General features: G+C 73.8%; 18 protein-coding genes. 6 read left to right on the forward strand and 12 right to left on the reverse strand.

What is annotated here, in order from left to right; translation table 11 throughout:
- Positions 1–259 precede the first annotated feature (259 nt).
- The 6 genes from ABZX30_RS04775 to ABZX30_RS04800 all read right to left on the reverse strand — a co-directional run bounded on the left by ABZX30_RS04775 (position 260) and on the right by ABZX30_RS04800 (position 7,467).
- Positions 260–1,678: an FAD-dependent oxidoreductase gene (locus tag ABZX30_RS04775; RefSeq protein ID WP_355928837.1), complete on the reverse strand. Its 1,419-nt coding sequence runs from the start codon at positions 1,676–1,678 to the stop codon at positions 260–262.
- A 39-nt stretch (positions 1,679–1,717) separates the two neighbouring features.
- On the reverse strand, positions 1,718–2,518 hold the full coding sequence (locus ABZX30_RS04780; RefSeq protein WP_355928840.1) for an ABC transporter permease: 801 nt from the start codon (positions 2,516–2,518) through the stop codon (positions 1,718–1,720).
- Positions 2,519–3,448 carry an ABC transporter permease gene (locus ABZX30_RS04785; RefSeq protein WP_355928842.1) on the reverse strand — a complete coding sequence of 310 codons (930 nt, stop codon included), beginning with the start codon at positions 3,446–3,448 and terminating at the stop codon, positions 2,519–2,521.
- On the reverse strand, positions 3,448–4,611 hold the full coding sequence (locus ABZX30_RS04790; RefSeq protein ID WP_355928845.1) for an ABC transporter ATP-binding protein: 1,164 nt from the start codon (positions 4,609–4,611) through the stop codon (positions 3,448–3,450). Before ABZX30_RS04790 ends, ABZX30_RS04785 begins: the two co-directional genes overlap by 1 nt.
- 5 nt (positions 4,612–4,616) lie before the next feature.
- Positions 4,617–5,864 (reverse strand): spermidine/putrescine ABC transporter substrate-binding protein, encoded by a 1,248-nt coding sequence (locus ABZX30_RS04795; protein WP_355928848.1) that lies wholly within the window; start codon positions 5,862–5,864, stop codon positions 4,617–4,619.
- A gap of 67 nt (positions 5,865–5,931) precedes the next feature.
- A complete protein-coding gene (locus ABZX30_RS04800) occupies positions 5,932–7,467 on the reverse strand; it encodes a gamma-aminobutyraldehyde dehydrogenase (RefSeq protein ID WP_355928850.1) in 1,536 nt (511 codons plus the stop codon).
- A gap of 208 nt (positions 7,468–7,675) precedes the next feature.
- On the opposite strand from ABZX30_RS04800, the gene ABZX30_RS04805 reads away from it, so the two are divergent.
- On the forward strand, positions 7,676–8,236 hold the full coding sequence (locus ABZX30_RS04805) for an NADAR family protein (RefSeq protein WP_355928853.1): 561 nt from the start codon (positions 7,676–7,678) through the stop codon (positions 8,234–8,236).
- Positions 8,237–8,310: 74 nt separating this feature from the next.
- Here the strand turns inward: ABZX30_RS04805 and ABZX30_RS04810 are convergent, their stop codons facing one another.
- Complete coding sequence (locus ABZX30_RS04810; protein ID WP_355928854.1) at positions 8,311–8,913, reverse strand: DUF4190 domain-containing protein; 603 nt, start codon at positions 8,911–8,913, stop codon at positions 8,311–8,313.
- A gap of 276 nt (positions 8,914–9,189) precedes the next feature.
- Here ABZX30_RS04810 and ABZX30_RS04815 point away from each other — a divergent pair, with 276 nt between their 5' ends.
- The 3 genes from ABZX30_RS04815 (at position 9,190) to ABZX30_RS04825 (ending at position 12,353) form a co-directional block, all read left to right on the forward strand.
- The gene (locus tag ABZX30_RS04815; protein WP_355928856.1) at positions 9,190–10,260 is read left to right on the forward strand and encodes an adenosine deaminase; all 1,071 of its coding nucleotides are present in this window, start codon (positions 9,190–9,192) and stop codon (positions 10,258–10,260) included.
- A 20-nt stretch (positions 10,261–10,280) separates the two neighbouring features.
- Positions 10,281–11,003 carry a glycerophosphodiester phosphodiesterase gene (locus tag ABZX30_RS04820; RefSeq protein ID WP_355928859.1) on the forward strand — a complete coding sequence of 241 codons (723 nt, stop codon included), beginning with the start codon at positions 10,281–10,283 and terminating at the stop codon, positions 11,001–11,003.
- 189 nt (positions 11,004–11,192) lie between these two features.
- Positions 11,193–12,353: a serine hydrolase domain-containing protein gene (locus tag ABZX30_RS04825; RefSeq protein WP_355928861.1), complete on the forward strand. Its 1,161-nt coding sequence runs from the start codon at positions 11,193–11,195 to the stop codon at positions 12,351–12,353.
- Positions 12,354–12,391: 38 nt separating this feature from the next.
- Here ABZX30_RS04825 and ABZX30_RS04830 read toward each other — a convergent pair whose 3' ends face one another.
- The 4 genes from ABZX30_RS04830 to ABZX30_RS04845 all read right to left on the reverse strand — a co-directional run bounded on the left by ABZX30_RS04830 (position 12,392) and on the right by ABZX30_RS04845 (position 14,469).
- Positions 12,392–12,907 (reverse strand): hypothetical protein, encoded by a 516-nt coding sequence (locus ABZX30_RS04830; protein ID WP_355928864.1) that lies wholly within the window; start codon positions 12,905–12,907, stop codon positions 12,392–12,394.
- Positions 12,891–13,382, reverse strand: a complete 492-nt coding sequence (locus ABZX30_RS04835) for an RNA polymerase sigma factor (protein WP_355928866.1) — start codon at positions 13,380–13,382, stop codon at positions 12,891–12,893. The genes ABZX30_RS04830 and ABZX30_RS04835 overlap by 17 nt, the downstream gene beginning before the upstream one ends.
- A 101-nt stretch (positions 13,383–13,483) precedes the next feature.
- On the reverse strand, positions 13,484–14,092 hold the full coding sequence (locus ABZX30_RS04840; protein WP_355928868.1) for a class F sortase: 609 nt from the start codon (positions 14,090–14,092) through the stop codon (positions 13,484–13,486).
- Entirely contained in the window at positions 14,089–14,469 is a 381-nt protein-coding gene (locus tag ABZX30_RS04845) for a sortase-dependent protein (RefSeq protein ID WP_355928870.1), read from the reverse strand. The genes ABZX30_RS04840 and ABZX30_RS04845 overlap by 4 nt, the downstream gene beginning before the upstream one ends.
- Before the next feature lie 236 nt (positions 14,470–14,705).
- On the opposite strand from ABZX30_RS04845, the gene ABZX30_RS04850 reads away from it, so the two are divergent.
- A complete protein-coding gene (locus tag ABZX30_RS04850; RefSeq protein ID WP_355928873.1) occupies positions 14,706–19,751 on the forward strand; it encodes a hypothetical protein in 5,046 nt (1,681 codons plus the stop codon).
- A 171-nt stretch (positions 19,752–19,922) separates the two neighbouring features.
- Here ABZX30_RS04850 and ABZX30_RS04855 read toward each other — a convergent pair whose 3' ends face one another.
- A complete protein-coding gene (locus ABZX30_RS04855; RefSeq protein WP_355928876.1) occupies positions 19,923–22,709 on the reverse strand; it encodes a LuxR C-terminal-related transcriptional regulator in 2,787 nt (928 codons plus the stop codon).
- Positions 22,710–22,937: 228 nt separating this feature from the next.
- On the opposite strand from ABZX30_RS04855, the gene ABZX30_RS04860 reads away from it, so the two are divergent.
- Positions 22,938–23,600 (forward strand): response regulator transcription factor, encoded by a 663-nt coding sequence (locus tag ABZX30_RS04860; protein WP_355928879.1) that lies wholly within the window; start codon positions 22,938–22,940, stop codon positions 23,598–23,600.
- Position 23,601 lies beyond the last annotated feature (1 nt).

Below are 23,601 nucleotides of genomic sequence, written 5' to 3' on the forward strand. Positions count from 1 at the left end.
CAAGGCGGAGCATCGCCCGCGTACTGGACGTACTCGGGTGATGCGACAACGCGGCGGTGGGGGCCCCTCCCGCGCGAGCGAAGCCGAGCGTGGGGGAGCCGTGCCGGGCGTCGCGAGCCGGTGAACCTTTCCGGCCACAGCACTGGCCCCGTCGCCTCCGGCGGGTGGCGGTCTCACTGCCGGCGGCAGGCCGCGGTACCGCGTGCGGCGTACTCCGTCGGAGGGAACCGAGCGCACCCGCCCGTCGGGCGCCCGGCGGTCAGCTGTCGAAGCCCAGTCCCAGCCGGTCCATCGTCTTCAGCCACAGGTTGCGCCGGCCGCCGTGGGCGTCCGCGCGGGCGAGGGACCACTTGGTGAGGGCGATACCGGTCCAGGCGAAGGGCTCGGGCGGGAACGGCAGGGGCTTCTTGCGGACCATCCGCAGCTCCGTCCGCTCGGTGCGTTCCCCGGCCAGCAGGTCCAGCATCACGTCGGCGCCGAAGCGGGTGGCGCCGACGCCGAGGCCCGTGTAGCCCGCCGCGTACGCCACCTTCCCCTGGTGGGCGGTGCCGAAGAACGCCGAGAAGCGCGAGCAGGTGTCGATCGCGCCGCCCCACGCGTGCGTGAAGCGGACGCCCTCCAGCTGCGGGAAGCAGGTGAAGAAGTGCCCGGCGAGCTTGGCGTAGGTCTCCGGGCGGTCGTCGTACTCGGCGCGGACCCGCCCGCCGTAGGGGTAGACGGCGTCGTAGCCGCCCCACAGGATCCGGTTGTCGGCGGACAGCCGGAAGTAGTGGAACTGGTTGGCCGAGTCGCCGAGGCCCTGTCGGTTCTTCCAGCCGATCGACGCCAGCCGGTCGGCTGACAGGGGCTCCGTCATCAGCGCGTAGTCGTAGACGGGGACCGTGTAGGAGCGCACGCGCCGCAGCAGGCTGGGGAAGATGTTCGTGCCGAGCGCCACCCGGCGGGCGCGGACCGTGCCGTAGGGGGTGCCCACGGTCATGCCGGGGCCGTACGGCTCGAGCGACAGGGCGGGCGTGTGCTCGTAGATCCGCACGCCCAGCCGCAGGCAGGCCCGCTTGAGGCCCCAGGCGAGCTTGGCCGGGTGCAGCATGGCCACGCCCCGGCGGTCGAAGAGGCCGGCCTCGAAGGTGGGCGAGTTCACCTGCTCGCGCACGGCGTCGGCGTCGAGGAACTCGATGCCGTCGGCGAGGCCCTTGTCCTGGAGTTCCTGGTACCGGTCGCGCAGTTCCCAGGCCTGGTAGGTCTCCGTGGCGACGTCGATCTCGCCGGTGCGTTCGAAGTCGCAGTCGATCCCGTGCCGGGCGATCGCCGCCTCGATCTCGTCGAGGTTGCGCTCGCCCAGCTTCTGGAGCGTGTGGATCTCGTCCGGCCAGCGGGTGAGGCCGTTGGACAGTCCATGGGTGAGGGAGGCGGCGCAGAAGCCGCCGTTGCGGCCCGAGGCGGCCCAGCCCGCCTCACGGCCCTCCAGCAGCACCACGTCCCGCTGCGGATCGCGCTCCTTGGCGAGGAGCGCGGTCCACAGTCCGCTGTAGCCGCCGCCGACGACCAGCAGGTCGCAGGTCTCGGTGCCGGTGAGAGCGGGCTCGGGGTGGGGCTTGCCGGGGTCTTCGAGCCAGTACGGGACCGGCTGTGCTTCGGAAAGAGACGTGGTCCAACGGGTCATGGCGCTCGGGGCCATGATCTCAACTCCCCACAGGGTCGTTCCGGTCGTTCCCGGCTATGCCTTCTGCTTGGTGCGGCGGTTGGTGATGACCATCGAGGCCAGGACGAACAGCACCGCGATCAGGAACATGGCCGTGCCGATGACGTTGATCTGGACGGGCGTTCCGCGCTGCGCCGACCCCCACACGAACATGGGGAAGGTGACGGTGGAGCCCGCGTTGAAGTTGGTGATGATGAAGTCGTCGAAGGAGAGCGCGAAGGACAGCAGCGCGCCCGCGGCGATCCCGGGGGCCGCGATGGGCAGGGTGACCCGCAGGAACGTCTGCGCCGGTCCGGCGTAGAGGTCCCGGGCGGCCTCCTCCAGACGCGGGTCCATGGACATCACGCGCGCCTTGACCGCGACGACGACGAAGCTGAGGCAGAACATGATGTGCGCGATCAGGATCGTCCAGAACCCCAGCTGCGCGCCCATGTTGAGGAACAGGGTGAGCAGCGAGGCCGCCATGACGACCTCGGGCATGGCCATCGGCAGGAAGATCAGCGAGTTCACCGCCGACCGCGCGCGGAAGCGGTAGCGGACCAGCGCGAAGGCGATCATCGTGCCGAGCAGCGTGGCACCGACCGTCGCCCACACGGCGATCTGCAGGCTGATGGAGAGCGAGCCGCACAGGTCGGCGACCCCGCACGGGTCCTTCCAGGCGTCGGTGGAGAACTGCTGCCATGCGTAGTTGAAGCGGCCCTTCGGCTTGTTGAAGGAGAACACCGTGACGACGACGTTCGGCAGCAGGAGATAGGCGAGGGTCAGGAGTCCCGCGATGACGACCAGATGGCGCTTGAGCCAGGTGACGAGTGGCATTTAGACCAGATCCTCCGTCCCGGAGCGGCGGATGTAGATCGTGACCATGAGCAGGATCGCGGCCATGAGGATGAAGGAGAGCGCGGCGGCCGTCGGGTAGTCCAGGATCCGCAGGAACTGCGTCTGGATGACGTTGCCGATCATGCGGGTGTCGGTGGAGCCGAGGAGTTCGGCGTTGACGTAGTCGCCGGCCGCCGGGATGAAGGTCAGCAGCGTGCCGGAGACCACGCCCGGCATCGACAGCGGGAAGGTGACCTTGCGGAAGGTGGTCCAGGGCTTGGCGTACAGGTCGCCGGCCGCCTCGTGCAGCCGCCCGTCGATCCGCTCGAGCGAGGTGTACAGCGGCAGGATCATGAAGGGCAGGAAGTTGTACGTCAGGCCGCACACCACCGCCAGCGGCGTGGCCAGGACGCGGTCGCCCGCCGTCCAGCCGAGCCAGTCGGTGAGGTCCAGGACGTGCAGCGTGTTGAGGGCGCCGACGACCGGGCCGCTGTCCGCGAGGATCGTCTTCCAGGCGAGGGTGCGGATCAGGAAGCTGGTGAAGAACGGCGCGATCACCAGGATCATGATCAGGTTCCGCCAGCGGCCCGCGCGGAAGGCGATCAGGTAGGCCAGCGGGTAGCCGAGCAGCAGGCACAGCACGGTCGCGGCGGCGGCGTAGAGGACCGAGCGCAGGAACTGCGGCCAGTACTCGGCCAGCGCGTCCCAGTAGGTCGCGAAGTGCCAGGTGACCTTGTAACCGTTCTCCAGGGATCCCGTCTGCACGGAGGTGGAGGCCTGGTAGATCATCGGCAGGGCGAAGAAGACGATCAGCCAGAGGATGCCGGGCAGCAGCAGCCAGTACGGCGTGAACCGGCCGCGTCGGCGCGGGGGCCTCGTCTCGGGCGCGGCGGGGGCGAGAGGCGGGGGCGCCTCGGTGAGCGTCGACATCAGGCGGCGACCTCTTCCTCGGTGCCCGCGGAGCCCACTGTCCCGGCAAGCGGGGACTGAGCCGCGTCCAGACCGAAGGTGTGCGCCGGGCTCCAGTGCAGGACCACGTCGGCGCCGGGGACCAGCCGGCCGTCCCGGTCGACGTTCTGCACGTACACCGCGAACTCGTCGCAGACCGGGGTGTCGATCACGTACTGCGTGGAGACACCGATGAAGCTGGCGTCGGCGATCTTGCCGGTGATGCGGTTGCGGCCCGCCGGGATCTCCCCCGCGTCGTCGGCGTGGGTGAGCGAGATCTTCTCCGGGCGGACGCCGACCAGCACCTTGCCGCCGGCCGTCGCCGGGGCGGAACACCGCGCCCGGGGCAGCACGAGCTTGCCGCCGCCGGCCCTGAGGACGATGTCCTCGCCGTCGCCGGTGTCGACCTCGGCCTCGATCAGGTTGGAGGTGCCGAGGAAGTTCGCGACGAAGGTGGTCTGCGGGTTCTCGTACAGGTCGGCGGGCGAGCCGAGCTGCTCCACGCGGCCGGCGTTCATCACGGCGACGGTGTCGGCCATCGTCATGGCCTCCTCCTGGTCGTGCGTGACGTGGACGAAGGTGATGCCGACCTCGGTCTGGATCCGCTTGAGCTCCAGCTGCATCTGGCGGCGCAGCTTGAGGTCGAGGGCGCCGAGGGGCTCGTCGAGGAGGAGCACCTTGGGGTGGTTGATGAGCGCGCGGGCCACGGCGACCCGCTGCTGCTGGCCGCCGGAGAGCTGGTGCGGCTTCTTGCGCGCCTGCTCGCCCAGCTGGACGAGGTCCAGCATCTCCTCGACCTGCTTCTTCACGCTTTTGATGCCGCGCCGGCGCAGACCGAAGGCGACGTTCTCGAAGATGTCGAGGTGCGGGAAGAGGGCGTAGGACTGGAAGACGGTGTTCACCGGCCGTTTGTACGGCGGCAGCTGGGTCACGTCCTGGTCGCCGAGGTGCACGGTGCCCGAGGACGGTTCCTCCAGACCGGCGATCATGCGCAGGGTGGTGGTCTTGCCGCAGCCGGAGGCGCCGAGCAGGGCGAAGAAGGAGCCCTGCGGGACGGTCAGGTCCAGCGGGTGGACGGCGGTGAAGGAGCCGTAGGTCTTGCCTATTCCGGAGAGGCGGACGTCGCCGCTGCTGTCAGTCGTCATCATCGTCACGCCCCTGTGAGCTTCGCGAACTTCTCTTCGTACGCCGCGTCTTCCTTCTCGCTGAGCGCGCGGAAGGCGTGCGACCTGGCGGCCATGGCCTTGTCGGGGAGGATCAGCGGGTTGTCCGCAGCCGACTTGTCGATCTTCGTGAGGTAGGGCTTCACGCCGTCGACCGGGGAGACGTAGTTGACGTAGGCGGCCAGCGCCGCCGCCTGCTCCGGCTCGTAGTAGAAGTCGATGAGCCGCTCGGCGTTCGTCTTGTGGCGTGCCTTGTTGGGGATCAGCATGTTGTCGGTCGACGTCATGTAACCGCTGTCCGGGATGACGTAGTCGACGTCGGGGCTGTCCGCCTTCAGCTGGACGATGTCCCCGCCCCAGGCGACGCAGGCCGCCAGGTCGCCCTTGGTGAGGTCGGAGGTGTAGTCGTTGCCGGTGAAGCGGCGGATCTGGCCCTTGTCGACGGCCTTCTGCAGCCGGGCGATCACCTTGTCGTAGTCGTCGGCGCCGAACTTCGCCGGGTCGATGCCCATGTCGAGCATGGTCATGCCGATGCTGTCCCGCATCTCCGACAGGAAGCCGACCCGCCCCCTGAGCTTGGGGTTGTCGAGCAGGTCGGAGACCGACTTCACCTCCACCCCGTCGAGGGCCTTCCTGTTGAACGCGATGACCGTGGAGATGCCCTGCCAGGGGTAGGAGTAGGCGCGCCCCGGGTCCCAGTCGGGGCTGCGGAACTGCCCGGAGAGGTTGGCGAAGGCGTGCGGCAGGTTCGACTGGTCGAGTTTCTGGGCCCAGCCGAGGCGGATCACCCGCGCGGCCAGCCAGTCGGTGAGGACGATCAGGTCCCGGCCGGTGTCCTGGCCGGCGGCGAGCTGCGGTTTGATCTTGCCGAAGAACTCGTTGTTGTCGTTGATGTCCTCGGTGTATTTGACCTTGATGCCGGTCCGCTCGGTGAACGCCTCCAGCGTCGGGTGGTGCTTCCCGCTGTCGTCGACGTCGATGTACTCGGGCCAGTTGGAGAAGTTGACGGTCTTCTCCGTCGCCGAGTGGTCCTCGGCCGACACGCCGCCCTGTGTCTTGCCGGCCGCGGGGATCCCGCAGGCGCTCAGCGCCGCGAGGCCGCCCACGGTGAGCGCGCCGCCCGCGGAGGCGCGCAGCAGCGAACGGCGGGTCAGGGCCGCCCGGCCGTTGCGGAGGCTGCGCCGCATGGCGGCCGCTTGGGCCGGCGACAGGCGGTCGGGCTCGTACTGCTCCATACGCGTGGTGCCCTTTCGAGGGAGAGGGGCCTGCCCGGTGGTCGGGGGGGGCAGTGGCCGGTCGTCGCTATCGGTCCCCGAAGATCGTGCGGTGCCAGTCCTTCCGAGCCACCGCCGTGTTGTCGAACATAACGTGCTTGACCTGGGTGTACTCCTCGAACGAGTACGTTGACATGTCCTTGCCGAAGCCGGACTGCTTGAAGCCTCCGTGCGGCATCTCGCTGATGATCGGAATGTGGTCGTTGACCCAGACACACCCCGCTTTGATCTCGCGGGTCGCGCGGTTCGCGCGGTAGACGTCCCGGCTCCACGCCGAGGCGGCGAGACCGTACGGGGTATCGTTGGCCAGCCGGATGCCCTCATCATCACTGTCGAACGGCAGTACGACCAGTACGGGTCCGAAGATCTCCGCCTGGACGACCTCGCTGTCCTGCGCCGCGTCGGCGATGAGCGTGGGCCGGTAGTACGCGCCGTTCGCGAGGTCCCCCTGCGGCGCCTCGCCGCCGGCCACCACGCGCGCGTAGCCGCGCGCCCGGTCGACGAAGGCGGCGACGCGGTCGCGCTGGGCGTGCGAGACGAGCGGGCCGAGGTCGGTGCCGGGGGCGAAGGGGTCGCCGAGCCGGACGCCGTCCATGAGGGCGGCGGTCTGCTCGACGAACGCCTCGTAGAGCGGGCGCTGCACGTACGCGCGCGTGGCGGCGGTGCAGTCCTGCCCGGTGTTGATGAGCGCGCCCGCGACGGCGCCGTGGACGGCCGCCTCCAGGTCGGCGTCGTCGAAGACCACGAAGGGCGCCTTGCCGCCGAGCTCCAGGTGGAGGCGCTTGACGGTGGCGGTGGCGATCTCCGCGACCCGCTTACCGACCGCGGTCGAGCCGGTGAAGGAGGTCATGGCCACGTCCGGGTGGCCGACGAGGCGCTCGCCGGCCTCCCGGCCGGTGCCGGTGACGATGTTGATCACCCCGTCCGGGATGCCCGCGTCGGTCGCCGCCTGCGCGAAGAGCAGCGAGGTCAGCGGGGTCAGCTCGGCGGGCTTGAGCACGACGGTGTTGCCCGCGGCGATCGCCGGGAGGATCTTCCAGGCGGCCATCTGGAGCGGGTAGTTCCAGGGCGCGATGGAACCGACGACCCCGATGGGCTCGCGGCGGACGTAGGAGGTGTGGTCGCCGGAGTACTCGGCGGCGGCCTGACCCGTCAGGTGCCGGGCGGCGCCCGCGAAGAAGGCGGTGTTGTCGATGGTCCCGGGGACGTCGAACTCCCGGGTGAGCTTGAGCGGCTTGCCGCACTGGAGGGACTCGGCCCGGGCGAAGTCCTCCGCGCGGTCGGCGATGACGGCGGCGAAGCGGTGCAGCGCGTCGGAGCGCTCGCCGGGGCCGGCCGCGGCCCAGGCCGGGAAGGCCTCGCGGGCGGCGGCCACGGCCGCGTCGACGTCGTCGGTCCCGGCCAGCTCGTACGTGTACACGTCCGTGCCGCTCGCCGGGTCGATCACGGCGTGGGTGCGGCCGGAGGTGCCCCGGGTGAGGCGTCCGGCGATGAACTGCGCGCCGTCGGCGAAGCGCTCCCGCGCGGGGAATCGTTCCGGGGTGACGGTGCCCGGGTTGTGCATGTCGCTCTCCTCCGCCGTCGCCCCGCCCCGGGAGGCGGGTGGCGTAGCTCCAGCTCGATTTGAGTGCCGATCCTGACAGAGCAAAGGGACTCCAACAAGTGATTCCGTTGTTGCCTTTTGGTTACGCGACGGAATCTGTCGGCCAGGTGTCGAGTTGGCGCGGTAAAGGGGGGACGGAGTGTCAGTGGTACGTGCCAGACTCGCGTGCATGGGGAAGACCGAGGGTGTGGAAGCCCTGATCAGGGAGGTCCGCAGCGGGGCGAGGGTCAGGTACCTGCACTTCTGGGGGCACCGGCCGCGGCCGGACGGACGGGTCGGCGCGAGCTGCCTGAGCCAGTGGTGGCCGTCACCGTTCGTGGTGGACGGGACGGAGTACGCGACGGCCGAGCACTGGATGATGGCCGGCAAGGCGCGGCTCTTCGAGGACGCGGAGGCGGAGCGCCGGGTGCTGGCGGCGGGGCACCCGGCACAGGCCAAGAAGGCGGGGCGGCTGGTGCGCGGCTTCGACGAGGCGATATGGGAGCGCGAGCGGTTCCGGATCGTGGTCGAGGGCAGCGTCCACAAGTTCTCCGCCCACGACGGCCTGCGGGAGTTCCTGCTGAACACCGGGGACCGGGTCCTGGTGGAGGCGAGCCCCGTGGACCGGGTGTGGGGCATCGGCCTCACGGCGGCCGACGAGGCGGCGGCCGACCCGGAGCGGTGGCGGGGCCTGAATCTGCTGGGGTTCGCGCTGATGGAGGCACGACAGAAGCTGGCGCACGGGGCCTGACAGGGCCTGTTGCAGAAGTCCCGAGGTGCGCGACAGGACCTGGCGGAGGCCCGTCGCTGCCCCGGGCGGGAGGGTCAGGGGCCGGTCGTCGAGGCGTAGAAGGCGATCATCGCCAGGCCGAGGACGATGCCCGCGGCGCCGCAGACGATGCCCGCCAGGGCCTGACCGCCGTTGGTCGCCTCCCCGCGGCGGGCCTTGCCCCGGCCGATCCCGCCGAAGATCACCGCCAGCACGCCGAGCACGATCGCCAGCGGCCACAGGCAGAAGCAGATGGCGGCCAGGATGCCCAGCGACAGCGCGGCCGTGCCCATCCCGTTGTCCTGCGCCGGCTGCATGCCGGGCCAGCCGTAGCCGTGCCCGGCGGCCGGACAGCCGTACGGGAGGTGTCCGGGGCCGTCGGGGGCGATGGGCGGCGGCGGGACGGGGGCGTACAAGGGCGGGACGGGGGCGTACAAGGGCTGGGGGGCGGTGGCGGCGGGCGGGGCGAAGGGGTGCGGGAGCGGGCTCGTCGCCACGGGCGGCGCCGGGGCCGGTGACGGGGCGGCGAAGGGGCCGGCCCAGGCCGGCGGCGGCGCGTCCGGAAGGGAGGCCACGGCGTCGCCCGGGCCGGGGCGGTAGGCGTGGGAGGCCGGGGCCGCCCAGCCATCCGGTCCGGTTCCCGGCTTGTCCAGGGTCACGCCGGACTCCGGGGCGCCCGGCCCCCGGTCCGCCGGAGCCCGGTCCGCGGGCCCGGGACCGCCCGCCTCTCGCCCGGGGAGAGGCCCCGCGGGGTCGCCCGGAGCCTGCCGCGCCTCGTCGGACATGGTCGGCGGTCCCCTCTCCTCGGCCTGCCGTCATGGTACGGCCGGGCCACGCCCGGCACGGACGGCGGCCTACGATGGCCCCCGAGTCACCGATCAGCCGATCACCCGCGCCCGGACCCCGGTCCACGGGCGCCGTTCCGGGGAGGAACCTTGACCGACTTCAGCGCCGTACCCGCCGCCGGCACCGCCGACCGCGGCCTGCACGCCTTCATCGCCGGACTGCCGAAGGCCGAACTGCACGTCCACCACGTCGGCTCCGCCTCCCCCCGGATCGTCTCGGAGCTGGCCGCCCGCCACCCCGACTCCAAGGTTCCCACCGACCCCGAGGCCCTGGTCGACTACTTCACCTTCACCGACTTCGCGCACTTCGTCGACGTGTACCTGTCCGTGGTGGACCTCATCCGCACCCCGGAGGACGTCCGGCTGCTCACCTACGAGGTGGCGCGCGACCTGGCCCGGCAGCAGGTGCGGTACGCCGAGCTGACCATCACCCCGTTCTCCTCGACCCGGCGCGGCATAGACGAGGCCGCCTTCATGGACGCCATCGAGGACGCGCGCACGTCGGCCGAGGCCGAGTTGGGGACCGTGCTGCGCTGGTGCTTCGACATCCCCGGTGAGGCCGGCCTGGAGTCGGCCGAGGAGACGGCACGGCTGGCCACCGACGACCGGCTGCGTCCGGAGGGGCTGGTCTCCTTCGGGCTGGGCGGGCCCGAGATCGGCGTACCGCGCCCGCAGTTCAAGCCCTACTTCGACCGGGCCATCGCCGCCGGGCTGCACTCGGTGCCGCACGCGGGCGAGACCACCGGCCCACAGACGGTGTGGGACGCCCTCACCGAGCTGGGCGCCGAGCGCATCGGGCACGGCACCAGCTCCGCGCAGGACCCGAAGCTGCTCGCCCACCTGGCCGAGCACCGCATCCCGCTGGAGGTCTGCCCGACCTCCAACATCGCCACCCGCGCGGTCCAGGTCCTCGACGAGCACCCGATCCGGGAGTTCGTACGGGCCGGGGTGCTGGTCACGGTCAACTCCGACGACCCGCCCATGTTCGGCACCGACCTCAACAACGAGTACGGGGTCGCCGCCCGTCTCCTCGACCTCGACGAGCGCGGCCTCGCCGGCCTCGCGAAGAACGCCGTCGAGGCGTCCTTCCTGGACGCGGCGGGCAAGGCCCGGATCGCCGGGGAGATCGACGCCTACACCTCGGCGTGGTTCGCCTCCTGACTCCCGCCACCATGGTGCCCATGCAGACAGTGACCGCCGTGGCCCACCGCGGCGACCCCTACCGCTTCCGTGAGAACACGCTCGGCTCACTGAGTTCCGCGCTCGAGCAGGGTGCGGACGCGGTCGAGTGCGACGTACGGCTCACCCGCGACGGCGTCCCCGTGCTGCTGCACGACGACACGCTGAAGCGGCTGTGGGGCCAGGACCGGCCGCTGCGCTCACTCTCCGCCGACGAGGTGCGCGGGCTCACCGCGGGCGGGGTGCCGACACTGGTGGACGCGCTGGCCGCGACGGACGGGACCCGGGTGATGATCGACCTGCCCGGGCGGGCCGACCCGCGCGCGGTGCGGGAGATCGTCGGCGTCGTACGGGAGTGCGGGGCGCGGGACCGGGTGTACTACTGCGCCGGGGCCGAGATGATGCTCGCGGTGCGTGCCGCCGATCCCGGCGCCGAGATCGCCCTGACCTGGACGACGCTGGCGCCGCCGCGGGCCGGCCTGCTCGACGCCGTGCGGCCGCGCTGGCTGAACTACCGCTTCGCGCTGGTCGGCCGGGCCCTCGCGGCCCGTGTCCACCGCGACGGCTACCTGCTCTCCGTCTGGACCCCCGACACCCGCCGCTCCCTGCGCCGGCTGCTCGACCTCGGCGTCGACTCGATCACCACGAACCGCATCGACGTGCTGCGCGCCCTGCGCCCGCACGCGGACGGCCGGACCGCCCGAGCGCTGAGCGCTGAGCGCTGAGCGCTGAACGCTGAGCCACGGTCGCCGGGGCGTCGTCCCTAGGGGACGACCCCGACGGCTTCCCCGGGCCGAGCGGTACTTCATGGGGGGTACGTCGGGGGCGGTCACCCTCCTCGCCGACGATCCCGGGGACCGCCGTACCTCACGAGGATGATCACGAATCTCCGTCGACCTCCTCAGGAGCATCCGATGCGCGCTCGGCGCCGCCGCACCACCCTGCTCACCGCCTCCCTGGTCCTGGCCCTCGCGACGGGGCCGCTGGCCGTGCCCGCCTTCGCCGCCTCCGCCCCGGACGCCTCCGCACCGGCCGGCTCCGCCCCGGACGCCGGCGCGCTGCGCGCCGCGATCGCGGGCCTGCCCGACGACGACGCGACCGCCGCGCTCGTCCGGGTCGGCGGCACCGACGGCACCTGGCGGGGCAGTGCGGGGGTGCACGACCTGGCGAGCGGCCGGGCGGCAGATCCGGACGCCCGCTTCCGGGCCGGGTCGACGACGAAGGTGGTGACGGCGGCGGTCGTGCTGAAGCTCGCCGCCGAGCGCCGCGTCGACCTCGGCGCGTCGATCGAGCACTACCTTCCGGGGCTGCTCGGCCCGAGGTTCCGCGAGCCGGTCACCGTACGGCAGTTGCTGAACCACACCAGCGGCATCCAGGCCGGCGACGGCTGGGGCGACTCCTTCGAGGAGCAGTACGCGCACCGCTTCGACACGATCAGCCCGGCCCAGGTGGTGAAGTCGGCGGTGGCGAAGGGACCGGAGTTCTGCCCGGGCGGCAAGCAGCACTACCTCAACATCAACTACACGGTCCTCGGCATGCTCATCGAGAAGGTGACGGGCCGGTCGTACGCCGCCGAGGCGACCCGGCTGGTGCTGCGCCCGGCCGGGATGCGGGACACGTACTTCCCGGGCACCGACCCCGGTGTACGGGGGCCGCACAACCGCGGCTACCAGAAGGTGACCGAAGCCGACGGGACGGCACGGTTCGTGGACGTGACGGAGTGGAACCAGGCGGACCGGTGGGCGGCCGGAGACATGATCTCCACGACCGCCGACCTGGAGCGCCTGCTCACCTCGCTCTTCCGGGGCCGTATCGTGCCCGCCCCCCAACTGGAGGAGATGTTCACGGTTGCGCCGGGGATCGACGGCGCCACCTACAGCGCGGGGCTGCAGCGCTTCGCGTACGAGGGGCGGGTCTACTGGGTCAAGACCGGGGCCCGGTACGGCTACAGCAGCGTCATCGCGGCGACCAGGAACCTGAGCCGCACCCTCGTCTACTCGGTCGGCTCGACGGACGCCAAGGGCGAGGACATGAACCCGGTGGCCCGGCGGATCGCCCTGACGGCCCTCAAGTAGCCTCGGCCGCGGCCGGGTTCGCCGGACGGGACCGAGGTTCAGGACCCGGTTCTCGCAGTCCACCCGGGCCTCGCCGTCACCTCGGCGGCGGGCGTGTCCGGTGACCTCGGCGCCGAGCCGCCGGGTGCGGCCGTGGGGGCCTGCTCCCGCGTCCCGCGGCCGCCGGTCGTCCGCCCGTCGGTGGGGCTCTCGTTGGAGGGACGGGGAGTGGGGCGGGTGCTCGGGGCGGTGCCGCGAGCACCGCCGGGCGAGGCCGACGGCGACGGCGGCGGCACGGCCGGCCGGCTGGTAGCGGCGGGCGGGGCGAGCGGGCCCACCGGGGACGCCGGGGGCTGGTGGCCCGTCCGCAGCAACGGCAGCGCGAGGACGGCGGCGACCGCGCACGACGCGCCGACTCCGGCCGCCGCGCGGAGCATCCTGCGGCGGGCCGCGGCCCGGCGGACCGCCTCGTACCGGCCCACGGGCGCGACGAGGTGCTCGGAGGGTGGCCGGAGGATGACGGCGAGGGGGTCGTCGGGGTCGAAGTCCGGACCGTCGTCAGAGTGTGTGATCAAGACTTCTCCTCAGGTGGGCGCGGAGCAGTTCACGGGCCGCGTGCAGGTCGGCCTTGACGGTTCCTTCCCTGCGCCCGGTCAACACGGCCACCTCCCGGATCGGCATGTCAGCGTAGTAGTGCAGCAGGATCGGGGTGCGCAGTCGCTCCGGCAGCCCCTGCACGAGCAGCCGGACCGACGGGTCGGCCTGCTCGGCGGGCGGGCGGACGGCCGCCTCGACGCCGGCCCGGCGCACGGCCCTGCGCTCGCGCTCGAGCTTGCGCCAGTGGTCCCGGACGAGGTTGGCGGCGGTGACGTAGAGGAAGCCCCTCGGCTCCGCCACGGACGTCCAGCGGGCCCAGAGCCGGGTGAACGCCTCCGAGGCGATCTCATGGGCCGTCTCGTCGTCGTCGACCAGACGGCGGCACCAGCCGGCCAGGCGCGGGTAGAGGGCGGCGAACAGCTCGGCTGCTGCCTTCTCGCGGGACCGTTTCAACGCTCTCCATGGGGGGTTCGGGCACTCGTGGGGAAGAGCCCGGACCGGCGGCGCACGTTCCATGGACGTGCGCCGGGCCGGCCCGGGCTCCGGACGGCGGATCAGGAGCCGGTGGCGCTCAGCGCGGCGAAGACGATCACGTTGTCGGGATAGCCGTCGCCGGTGCGGGGGCCGCCGCAGGTGATGAGCCGCAGCTCCGGACGGTCCACGTCGCCGTACACCGCGTCCGTCGGGAAGTCCGCCTTGGCGACGGTCCGTACGGAGGTGACGGCGAACCTCGCCGATGTGCCGTTCTCCAGGCGTGCCTCGATCCGGTCGCCCCGGCGCAGCCGGTCGAGGTGCCGGAAGACCCCGTCGCCGTAGGCGCCGACCGTGACATGGCCGAGGATCACCGACGGGCCGACCTGGCCCGGCGTCGGCGAGTGCCGGTACCAGCCCGCACGGTCGTGGGCCGTGACCGGGGGTACCTGCACCGTGCCGTCCTGGGCCAGCCCCAGCTTCAGGACCGGGGTGTCGACCCCGATGGCCGGGATCAGCAGCCGTACCGGCACCGAGCGGGCCGCCGCGCGGACCGGGTGGGCCGAGGGCCGCCCGGGTGTGGGCGTGCCGGTGGGCCGGGCCGCCGCCCGGGGGGCCGGTGAGCCACCGCAGCCGGTGAGCAGCGCGGCGGCCGCCGCGCCGGCGAACGCACGCCTGGAGAGCCGGTTCACGCCCCGGTCACCCGTCGGCGGCGGACCACCAGGAATGCCGCGCCACCCAGGGCGGCGGCTCCGGCGACGCCCCCGCCGATCAGCGTTCCGTCACCTCCAAAGCTGTCGGACCCGGAGGCCACACCGGTGTCCGCCGCGCCCCGGGGGACGACGGCCACCTGGCCCCGGTCCCGCACCTTGCTCGGGACGGTGCTCGGCCTGGCGTTCTGGTCCCGGGGGTCACCGCGCCGCTCGCTCGGGACCGGCGACGGCGCCGTGGTGGCGCCCGTACGGGGAGACGGGACGGAGCGCGGGGCCCCGTCCGCGAACGCGGGCACCGTGCTCGCCAGCACGGCGGCGCACGCGAAGGCTGCGGCACTGAGGACGGTTCGGCGCATGAATCGCTCTCTTTCGTCGGTCGGCCCGCCCGTTGCGGGGGGCCGTATGAGGGATCGAGCGGAGAGACGAGGGAGCGGTGGGACGGGTTGTAAAGAGATGGCAAAGCCGTCCGGCGTGCGGCGCGTGCGGCCATCCGGTTAACGGGAGTTGACGCGTCGGCGTGCGGGGAACGGCGATTGGGCCCGGTGCCGGTCGACGGCCTGTTCACGGGCCCCGCGGTGGCTACTTTTGGGCCGTGCGGACACAGCAGCAGTCAGGGGACGGCCGGGCGCAGGCTTCCCAGCGGGCACACCTGGCATCCCGCACCTCCGGGTCCCCCGCGCCGCCCCTGCTCGGGCTGCAGCAGTCCGCGGGCAACGCGGCCACCGCGCGGGCGCTCAGGCACCGGCAGGACGGGATGCCCCGGACCGTGCCCCGCCGGCGTCCCGCCGCCCCGAAAGCGCCCGCCGTCGAGGAGAGCGAGCGGGGGTTCACCCTGCCGCCGTACCTGGCGGACCTGACGGCGGCCGGGCTGTCGACGGCGTACGGGCTGACCGGACACGATGTCGTGCGCACCATCGTGGCCGGGGCGGTCGGGCACGACGACGACACGGTCGCCGGCATCGCCGCCGAACTGGCCGGACGGCCGGAGAGCTTCTTCGGCCAGGGCCGCGCCTTCGCGGTACGGGGGAAGACGGGCAAGGAGTGGTTCGACGTCACCGTCACCGTCTCCCCCGCCCCCGACGACCGGCCGCCGGTCTTCCACCCCGGGGACGTGCTCGGCGAGGTCGGACCGGACCCGGACGGGGCACCGCTGGCGGACCTGGACGACGCCGAGGGCAAGGAGACCAAGGTCGACGTCCAGCACAACACCGCGGCCACCGTGAGCAGCACGGCCGGCGCGTCCTCGGGCAAGGGCGCGGGAGGCATGGCCTTCGGGCTCGCGCCCGTCGTACCGGGGCTGTGGCTGGGCGGCGCCGCCACCGGCACCGTCCAGCCCTGGCAGTCCTCGCGGGAGTCCCGCGGCCAGAAGAACGTGGCCGAGCCGCGCGTGCTGCGCAGTGACAAGGGTTCGGTCGAGGTGCCGCGCAGGGTGCTGTACGGGGTGCGGGTCAGGAGGCACGGCGCGCGGGACGCGCAGACCTCCCGGAGCCCCGGCACGCTCACCCAGCGGGTGCCGACCGAGCACCTGGTCCCGGCCGGCACCGGGGCGCCCCGCCGGCCGCGGCCCATCGGCGAGGACACCGCCCGGCTGGTCTCGCTGGCCGACTCCATGGCCCCGGTCGGCGTGACCGACACCGGCGCCCCCCACCAGGGCGGCGGCGGACTCTTCGACGCGGCCGCCTCCGTACTGCACCCCTCGCTGACCGCTCCCGGCGCACCCGGCCGGGCCCGGCTGTACGAGGCGACCGCCACGGCGACCGTCCTGGAGGACCTGCCCCGGCTGCTGCGGGACGGCGTGACCGGCGAGGACCTGGCCGCCAAGGACGGCGGCACCGTGGGCGGTTACCGCATGCGTGCCGCGATCACCGGGCTCTCCCCGGCCTGGGGCACCGGCAAGACGCAGTTGCGCACCCACCAGCAGACCCAGCACTCGGTCACCGATTCCGCGGGCAAGGGACGGGCGGTCGCGGGCGGGCTGGGTCCGGCGATCGGCGTCGGCGCGGCCGGGAACGCGGCCGTCGTACGGGGCACCGCCATGCCGGTCGCGGCCGCCCGCAGCGCGCGGTTCACCGTGGCCGAGCAGACCGTGTCCAGCCGGCAGGGCGCGGAGGTCCGGGGCGAGAAGGTGCTCTGCTCCGCGACCGTCAAGTTCACCGTGGAGGGTACGGGCCCCCGGTCGGCCGGGATGATCCTCGACCCGCGGACCCGGGTCGCCGAGCACACGATGAACGTGTGGATCAGCCTGCGCGCCGACGAGGCGAAGTCGCTCGGGCTGCCGCTGCCGCCGGGAGTGACGGCGGGCGAGTTCATCGAGAAGCCGAAGCGGAAGGTGCGGGGCGCGGACGGCACCGGGACCGAGGAGGACGTCGAGCGCCATCTGCCCTTCGGCGGCATGGGATCCAGTGTCACCCTGAGCCGGCTGGACACCGGGCCCATGGTCAGGGCGGTCCAGGAGCTGTTCGCCACCGATCCCCGGCTGGCCGGCTATCTGCCCGCCTTCGGCGCCACCCCTCCCCGGACGCTCCCCGGCAAGGAGGAGGCGGAGGTCCAGCGGCACAACCACCGGGAGCTGATGGCCGCCCTGTCGGAGACCAACCTCCGGGTCAACAAGGACCAGTTGCTGTCCACCGGCATCCGGGTGCGGCTGCGCCGCAAGACCACCCTGCACGCACACGACGTGCAGATACGGGTCAGGGGCGCACTGCGCGAGACCGGCTACCTCGGCGACATCGGCGACTGGCTGGTCCGCAGCCACTCCGGTGTCACCGCCAACTCCCAGAGCGGCCGAAGCAGTTCGCGGTCGATCGGCGGCCTCGTCCTGGCCCAGGCCCGGCTGGTGCCCGGTGTGCTGACCGGCTCGGCCCGCTACGAGAGGCACAGCACCGGCACGCGCCGGAACCAGGCCGGCCCCACCACCCGTACGGACGTCCTCACCAACGGATCGGAGCGGGCGAGCGCCTTCGGGGCGGCGCTCCGCCTCGACGTGGACGTCACCATGACCTCGCGGCAGCGCAAGCCGGCCCGCGCCGTCACCCCGGGCGCGCCGGGGCGGGACACACCGGAGGCATCGCTGCTGGCCGGGCTGAGCATGGACGAGCAGGACGTACGGCTGCTGACGCCGGCGGAGTTCACGCTGGACGAGGAGGGCAGGCGGCGGCGCGACGCGGTGCGGGACCGGCGCGGGGCGCAGGCCCCCGCCCCCGAGTACGACTTCGCCGCCGCGGGCATCGGCGACCTGGCCGCGCTCACCCCCCGGCCGGCCGTCGGGCGGGCGCTGCGGGACTGGCAGCTGGTGGAGACGGTCGGCGACGGGCAGCCCGTCCGGGACCTGGCGCTCCAGCTGCTGTCCCGGGCCGCCGCCCGCGACAAGGGCGTGCGCGACGATCCGGCGCTGGCGACGGAGGGGCTCGCCCCGCGGCTGGCGATCGAGGAACGGTTCAGCCCGCAGGCGATCACGGCGGCCCTGCGGCAGGCGGCCTCTTCGGGCTGGGTGGTCCAGAACCTGCGCCACCCGCGCCGCCTGGCCGCGCTGAACGGGGCGGTCGGCACCCGGCTCACGCTGACCAACCCGAAGTTCCTGCACAAGGCCGCGGGCCCCGGCACGGAGACCTTCGTGCTCGGCGGCCACCAGTCCGCCGGACAACGGGGGCACGGCACCACGAGCACCGTGCAGTTCGGGGCGACGGGCTCGGAGAACGGCCCCGGGTGGCGCACCGGCCAGGGCCTCGCGGCGTACCGCACCAAGGGGCGGGGCGACACCGAGGCCGCCACGGTGTCCGGCACGGTCGAGCGCAACGCCCACACCCCGAAGAAGGCCCCGCTCTATCTGGTCCAGTGCGATCTGCTGGTCACCATGGTCGCCGAGGTCAAGGTCACCGGCGGCGGCCCCTACGTGACGAAGGCCGCCCGGACCCTGCCCGCCGCGGCCGCGGTGTGGCTGACGGAGAAGCAGCTGCCGGCGGCGATACGCCGGCAGCTCGGGCTCGACGCGGAACCGGCCCCGTCCCCCGCCCCGTCCGCGGCGCGGCAGGAGAGCGGGGCGGTGGGTTCCCGCCCGTCGCCGGCGCGCGGTCTTCCCCTCGGCTTCGGCATGGTCGAGGACCTGCCGGACTTCGTGCCGCTGCTGGAGCTGCTGCGGACGCGGCTGGCCCGGACGAGACGACAGGGCCTCGCCGACGACCTGTTGCCGAGGCGGCAGCTCGAGGACCGCAACGACAACGTGCAGCGGCTGCTGCGCGTCCTGGACCGGGACGGTGCGGCGGGGCTGCTGTCCAGCGCCATGGACGGCGGGGTCACGGTCGAGCTGTTCGACGGACGCAGGACGCCGTACTGGGCGGTGTTCAGGGTCGACCGGGTGGGCGACGGCGGCCTTGAGGGCACGGCGGACGACGGCCGGGACATGGAGTACATCACCTCGGCCGTCGCCCAGCGGGCCGGTTCCCACGACGAGGGCGTGGTGACCGGCGTCGAGGGGATCCTCGCGGGATCGGGCAAGCCGGACGACGGAGCGGGCCGGCTGAAGAGCACGGGCGGTGCGGCGGGTCTCGGTGCCGCGTCCGCCGGGGGGCGGCGCGACGGTGTGGTGAGCCGGGGCCAGCTCGGCATGAAGACGGTCGCGGAGGCGAAGACCGCGAAGGCGGCCAGGGTGAGGGTGCCGATCCGGGCGAGCCTCGAACTGTACCGGGGCGCCACCCGGGTGGAGATGGTCCGGTCGTCGGGTCTGGCCCTGACCCACCGGGTGCTGGAGAAGGACCTGGCGGCCCTCGGCCGGGTGGCCGCGCCCCGCGGGAATGCGCCGGACACCGCCCGGGGGTCCCGGGGCGGCCCCGCGGCCGGCCTCGGCGCCTGGCGCGCGGCCGGCGTGCGGCTGCCGATGGAGGCCCAGGTCAACGGCTTCCAGGGCGCGCCCCGGGTACGGGAGCTGGTCACCTCGGCGGTCCGTGCGGCGGGCGGCGGTGACCGCTTCCGGGAGCGGGGGCAGGCCGCCGCGTACGCCCTGAACGAGGCGGTCTCCACCGAGTGGCTGATCGCGGCGCTGCCGCTGCTGACCTCAGCGGGGGCGGACCTGCCGCCGGTGCACGCGACCGGTGTCACGGGACAGGACCTGCGCGCCCGCCTGCACGCGCGGCTGCGCGCCGGGCGGGTGCTGGGCGCCGGCGACAAGATGACCTTCGAGACGGTGGGCCAGAGCCACCTGGAGGCGCCCCGTCCCACTCAGACGGACGGCCAGAGCTCCGCCGGCCACGGCAGGCAGGGGCGGGGGCTGTTCGGCGCCGGTCTGCTGAACGCCGACGAGTTCCGGCTCAACCAGCTGACGGGCGGCACCGGCGGCGCGGGCGGCGCGACCGACGCGACGGCGAACGCCGCCGGCTCGATGCCGCTGCACAAGCCGAAGGCGACCTCGGTCCTGGTGCAGTTCACGCTGGACGTCAGGGTGGTGGCCGAGGTGACCGACCGGGTGCGGTCCGGCCGCACGTCGACCGCCGTACGGGAGATCACCCTCCCGGCGCCGGTGGTGATCCGCATGCCGGAACCGGTGGTCCGTCGCATGCTGACGGCACAGGGCGCCCTGCTCCAGGACCCCGACGACCGGCTGGGCCTGCGCAAGGCAGCGGCCCCGCCCCCGCCGGCGAGCTAGGGTCTTTCGTCGACCCCCCGCCTGCCGCGCGACGCCGTGCACGCTCCCCCGCTGCCTGAGGGCCGTGGGAGGCGCCCCACTGACCGCACCGGGCCCTGACCCGAGGACCTCCCGTACGAGGGCCAGGGCCCGGCACTCCCCCAGGCTTCGGCCGGAGTTCGACGACAGGGCCTAGCAACACCCCTGGTCCCCGCTCAGCGCCGTGCGCAGGTCGCCCCGCCGTCGTATCCCCAACTTCTTGTAGACGTGGGTGAGATGGGTCTCCACGGTGCGCCGGGCGAGGTGCAGCAGGGCGGCGATCTCGGTGTTCGTGCGGCCGTCGGCGGCCAGTTGGGCGATGCGGCGCTCGCTGCCGGTGAGGGCACCGGAGCCGGTGCGGGCGGCGTCGGCGCGGCGGGCGCCGCCCTCGCGCAGGGCCTCCTCGGCCAGGGTGCGCAACCGCGGCGCGCCGAGCCGCTCGGCGCGTTCGGCCGCCTCCCGCAGGCCCTCCCGGGCCCGGGTGCGGTCGCCGGCGGCGATCAGCTGCCGGCCCCGCGCGACGAGCGCGGCGATCAGTTCCGGTTCCGTGCCGGTACCGGCGTCCCGCAGCAGGCGTACCGCCTCCTCGGCCAGCTCCAGACCGCGCCGGCCGCCGGTGACCGTGCCGAGCACCCGCACGGCGCGGCCCACCGTGCGGGGTGTGCCCCACGTCCTTGCCAGCCGCAGCTCCTCCTCGGCGAGCGCGAGCGCCTCCCGGGGGCTGCCGAGGGCGAACCGGCACTCGGCGGCGGCCGAGCGCCACGGGGTGACGACCGGGCTGACCACCTCGCGTGCCGACTGGCGGCGGCCGCACTCAAGGAAGTCGTGCAGCGCGCCCGCCGTGTCCCCCGCGGCGGCCCGCTGCACGCCCCGCGCGTACAGGAACCGGTTCAGCTCCCAGGAGTCGGGCGCGGCATGGAGGTCGAAGCCGTCCGCGAGCCGCCGCGCCTCGGCCGTGCGGCCCAGTTCCACGAGGGCGAGCAGGGTGTGGGCATGCGCGTTGGCGGGCCCGGCGTCCGCGGTCACGGGCGGTTCGGCGGGCAGCCGCCCGTACTCGCCGCGGGCCGCGGCGATGTCGGCCCGTACGTTGAGCAGTGCCTCGTGCATCGGGTGCAGCAGGTCGGGGCGTTGGCCGGCCAGGCCGCGGTCCACGAGCCGGTCCGCCTCGTCGAGTTCGTCGGCCCACTGGGCGACGGCGGCGGCCGTGCCCAGCAGGAAGGGCTCGGTGAGCGGGTCGGCGGGCTCGGCGAGCAGGGCACGGACCTGCTTCATCGCCTCGTCCGCCGAGGTGAGCCCGGCGGTGGCCGCGTGCCGGACGAGCAGGGCCCGGGCGGCGGGCCCGGCCGGCTCGGGCGAGCGTTCGGCGGTGTCGCACAGCCACCGGTACACGTCGCGGCGGACCGTCTGGTCCTGGTCGGACAGCAGGGCGGAGGCGCTGCGCAGGAGACCGGCCAGGTCGGGGCGGTCGGCGAGCTGGCTGTCCACCGTGCGCAGCACCTCCACGGCGGCACGGGCCCGGCCGCGTCCGGCCAGCGCGGTGCCGAGGGCGACGGCCGTGCGCACCCGGTCCTGGGGCGCGCCGGGCAGCCGCAGGGCCTCGGTGAGCCGGTTGATCCCGGCCGCGGTCCCCGGGCCGGCGCACTCCAGGGAGCCCAGCTCGGTCAGCAGCCGCTGCCGGCGCTCGGCGGGCAGCGGCTCGTCGAGGGCCCGGCGCAGGAAGGAGACGGCGGCACGGGCCCGGCCGTCGCGCAGGGCGAGGCCGGCGGCGTCCTGGAGCACGCCCGGCGCCCAGGGCTCGCCCACCGGGCCGGACAGCAGCAGTTGCCGGGCGACCGTCTCGGTGGGGGCGCCGCGGTGCAGCATCACCTCGGCGGCCCGCCGGTGCGCCAGGCGTCGCCGGGCCGCGGGCACGCCGGTGAGCACCGCGTCCCGCAGCAGGGGGTGGGCGTACCGGGCGCGGCCGTCCGCGTCGGGGCGCAGCACGCCCAGGCCGGTCATCGCGGTGAGCCAGCCCGTCACCCGGGCCGGGTCGGCGCCCGCGAGTTCGGCGAGCAGTCCGCCGAGCCCCTCGGTGGTGGAGGCGGGATCGCTGCCCGCCCGGCCGTCCCAGCCCTCGTCCAGGGCGGCGAGCACCCGCGCCACCTCCGTCGTGCCGGGCCCGGCGCTGTCCAGCCACCACGACACGGCGGCCGGGTAGGCGCCCGGGTACAGCGCGGCGGCGGCCTCCGGCACCACCGGGTGCCGGGCCGGGTCGCCGAGGTCGTCGAGGAGGGCGCGCAGCAGCATCGGGTTGCCCGCGCCGGCCCGTGCGCAGCCCTCGATCCACTCCGCGGTGGCCGCCGGGAACCGGGCGCCGACCAGTTCGGCCGCCGAGTCCGGGCCGAGCGGGGCGAGGGTGTGGGTGCGGACCAGGGCGGGCGAGAGGGTGTGGGTGAAGCCCGGTGCGGGCTGGTCGACGTCGTACTGGCTGCGTTCGGTGACCGCCAGCAGGACCGGCAGCCCTAATCGGTCCACGTGCCGGGCGGACTCCACCAGCCAGCGGTACGAGGGGCCGTCGGCGAGATGGACGTCGTCCACGGCGACCAGCAGCGGGGACCCGGCGGTGCACTCGCGCAGGACCCGCCACAGCAGGGCGGCCTGCTCGCGCTCGCCGCCGGTTCCCGCCGGCTGTCCGAAGCACTCCACGGACCCGAGGAGTTGGAGCACGGCGGCGAAGGGAACGGTGGCGCCGCCGGGCGAGCAGCGGGCGCGCAGCACCCGCATGCCGTGGTCGGCGGCGTCCTCGGCGGCGGCCTCCAGCACGGTGGTCCGGCCGGTGCCGGTGGCCCCCCGCAGCAGCACCAGGCCGCCCGCTCCGTCGCGGGCGCGCGCGGCCGCGGCCGCCAGCAGCGCGGCGGCCTCGCGGTGTTCGCGCGGCCGGTCGGCGTGCGGTGCGGGCATCCCTGCCTCCTTGCTCGGACGGGTCACCGTCATGGACGTCGTGGGACGTCGTGGACTTCCGGTCTTTCGGTTGTTTCGTGGACTTCGTGGTTCTCGTGCCGCCGATCTCGTGGTGCCGCTCGTGGTGCTCCACGATTGCGCGGACACCTCCGGTCCCCGGAGTGTGGGGAACACACGCCTGCCACCGCCTGCACAGAGGTGGCGTGCATGTGGACATAGGGGAAACGCTTGTTCAGCTCATCGCGGACCACACACCCCGGTACCGCCGACTCCGCCGAACGGACACCGGTGGCGGTGCACGCCCCCGACCCGATCCTGCGCGAGGGGGTGCTGGGCCAGTTGCGCCGGTACCCGGAGATCGATCTCACGGAGGAGACGGGCCCGGGCACGGTGGCGCTGCTCGTCGACGACGTGCTCGACGAGGCCGCGCTGACCCGGCTGCGCCGGCTGGTGCGCAGTGAGGGGGCGCGGGCGGTGCTGGTCGTGCGGTCGCTGCGGGAGGCCGAACTGCTCGACGTGATCGAGTGCGGGGTCGGCGCGATCGTGTGGCGCCACGAGGCCACCGCGACCCGTCTGGTGCAGGCCGTTCTCGCGGCGGCCCGCGGCGACGGGGACCTCCCCGCCGATCTGCTCGGCCGGCTCATCACCCAGGTGGGCACGCTGCACCGGGGAGCGGCCGGCCGGACCGGCGCTCCGGCCTCGGGCCTGACACCACGTGAGGTGGACGTGCTGCGGCTGGTCGCCGAGGGGTTCGACACCGGAGAGATCGCCAGCAAGCTGTCCTACTCCGAACGGACCGTCAAGAACGTCATGCACGGGCTGACCACCCGACTGCACCTGCGCAACCGGGCGCACGCCGTGGCGCATGCCCTGCGGGAAGGCTACATCTGAC

The sequence above is a fragment of the Streptomyces sp. NPDC004542 genome (assembly GCF_040610035.1).
Taxonomy (GTDB): Bacteria; Actinomycetota; Actinomycetes; order Streptomycetales; family Streptomycetaceae; genus Streptomyces.

Excerpts from the sequence above, each read along its gene's own strand:
- ABZX30_RS04785 (WP_355928842.1), bottom strand. The coding sequence starts at position 3,448 with ATGTCGACGCTCACCGAGGCGCCCCCGCCTCTCGCCCCCGCCGCGCCC.
- ABZX30_RS04780 (WP_355928840.1), bottom strand. The coding sequence starts at position 2,518 with ATGCCACTCGTCACCTGGCTCAAGCGCCATCTGGTCGTCATCGCGGGA.
- ABZX30_RS04805 (WP_355928853.1), top strand. The coding sequence starts at position 7,676 with ATGGGGAAGACCGAGGGTGTGGAAGCCCTGATCAGGGAGGTCCGCAGC.
- ABZX30_RS04790 (WP_355928845.1), bottom strand. The coding sequence starts at position 4,611 with ATGACGACTGACAGCAGCGGCGACGTCCGCCTCTCCGGAATAGGCAAG.
- ABZX30_RS04845 (WP_355928870.1), bottom strand. The coding sequence starts at position 14,469 with ATGCGCCGAACCGTCCTCAGTGCCGCAGCCTTCGCGTGCGCCGCCGTG.
- ABZX30_RS04825 (WP_355928861.1), top strand. The coding sequence starts at position 11,193 with ATGCGCGCTCGGCGCCGCCGCACCACCCTGCTCACCGCCTCCCTGGTC.
- ABZX30_RS04855 (WP_355928876.1), bottom strand. The coding sequence starts at position 22,709 with ATGCCCGCACCGCACGCCGACCGGCCGCGCGAACACCGCGAGGCCGCC.
- ABZX30_RS04775 (WP_355928837.1), bottom strand. The coding sequence starts at position 1,678 with ATGGCCCCGAGCGCCATGACCCGTTGGACCACGTCTCTTTCCGAAGCA.
- ABZX30_RS04820 (WP_355928859.1), top strand. The coding sequence starts at position 10,281 with ATGCAGACAGTGACCGCCGTGGCCCACCGCGGCGACCCCTACCGCTTC.
- ABZX30_RS04800 (WP_355928850.1), bottom strand. The coding sequence starts at position 7,467 with ATGCACAACCCGGGCACCGTCACCCCGGAACGATTCCCCGCGCGGGAG.
- ABZX30_RS04795 (WP_355928848.1), bottom strand. The coding sequence starts at position 5,864 with ATGGAGCAGTACGAGCCCGACCGCCTGTCGCCGGCCCAAGCGGCCGCC.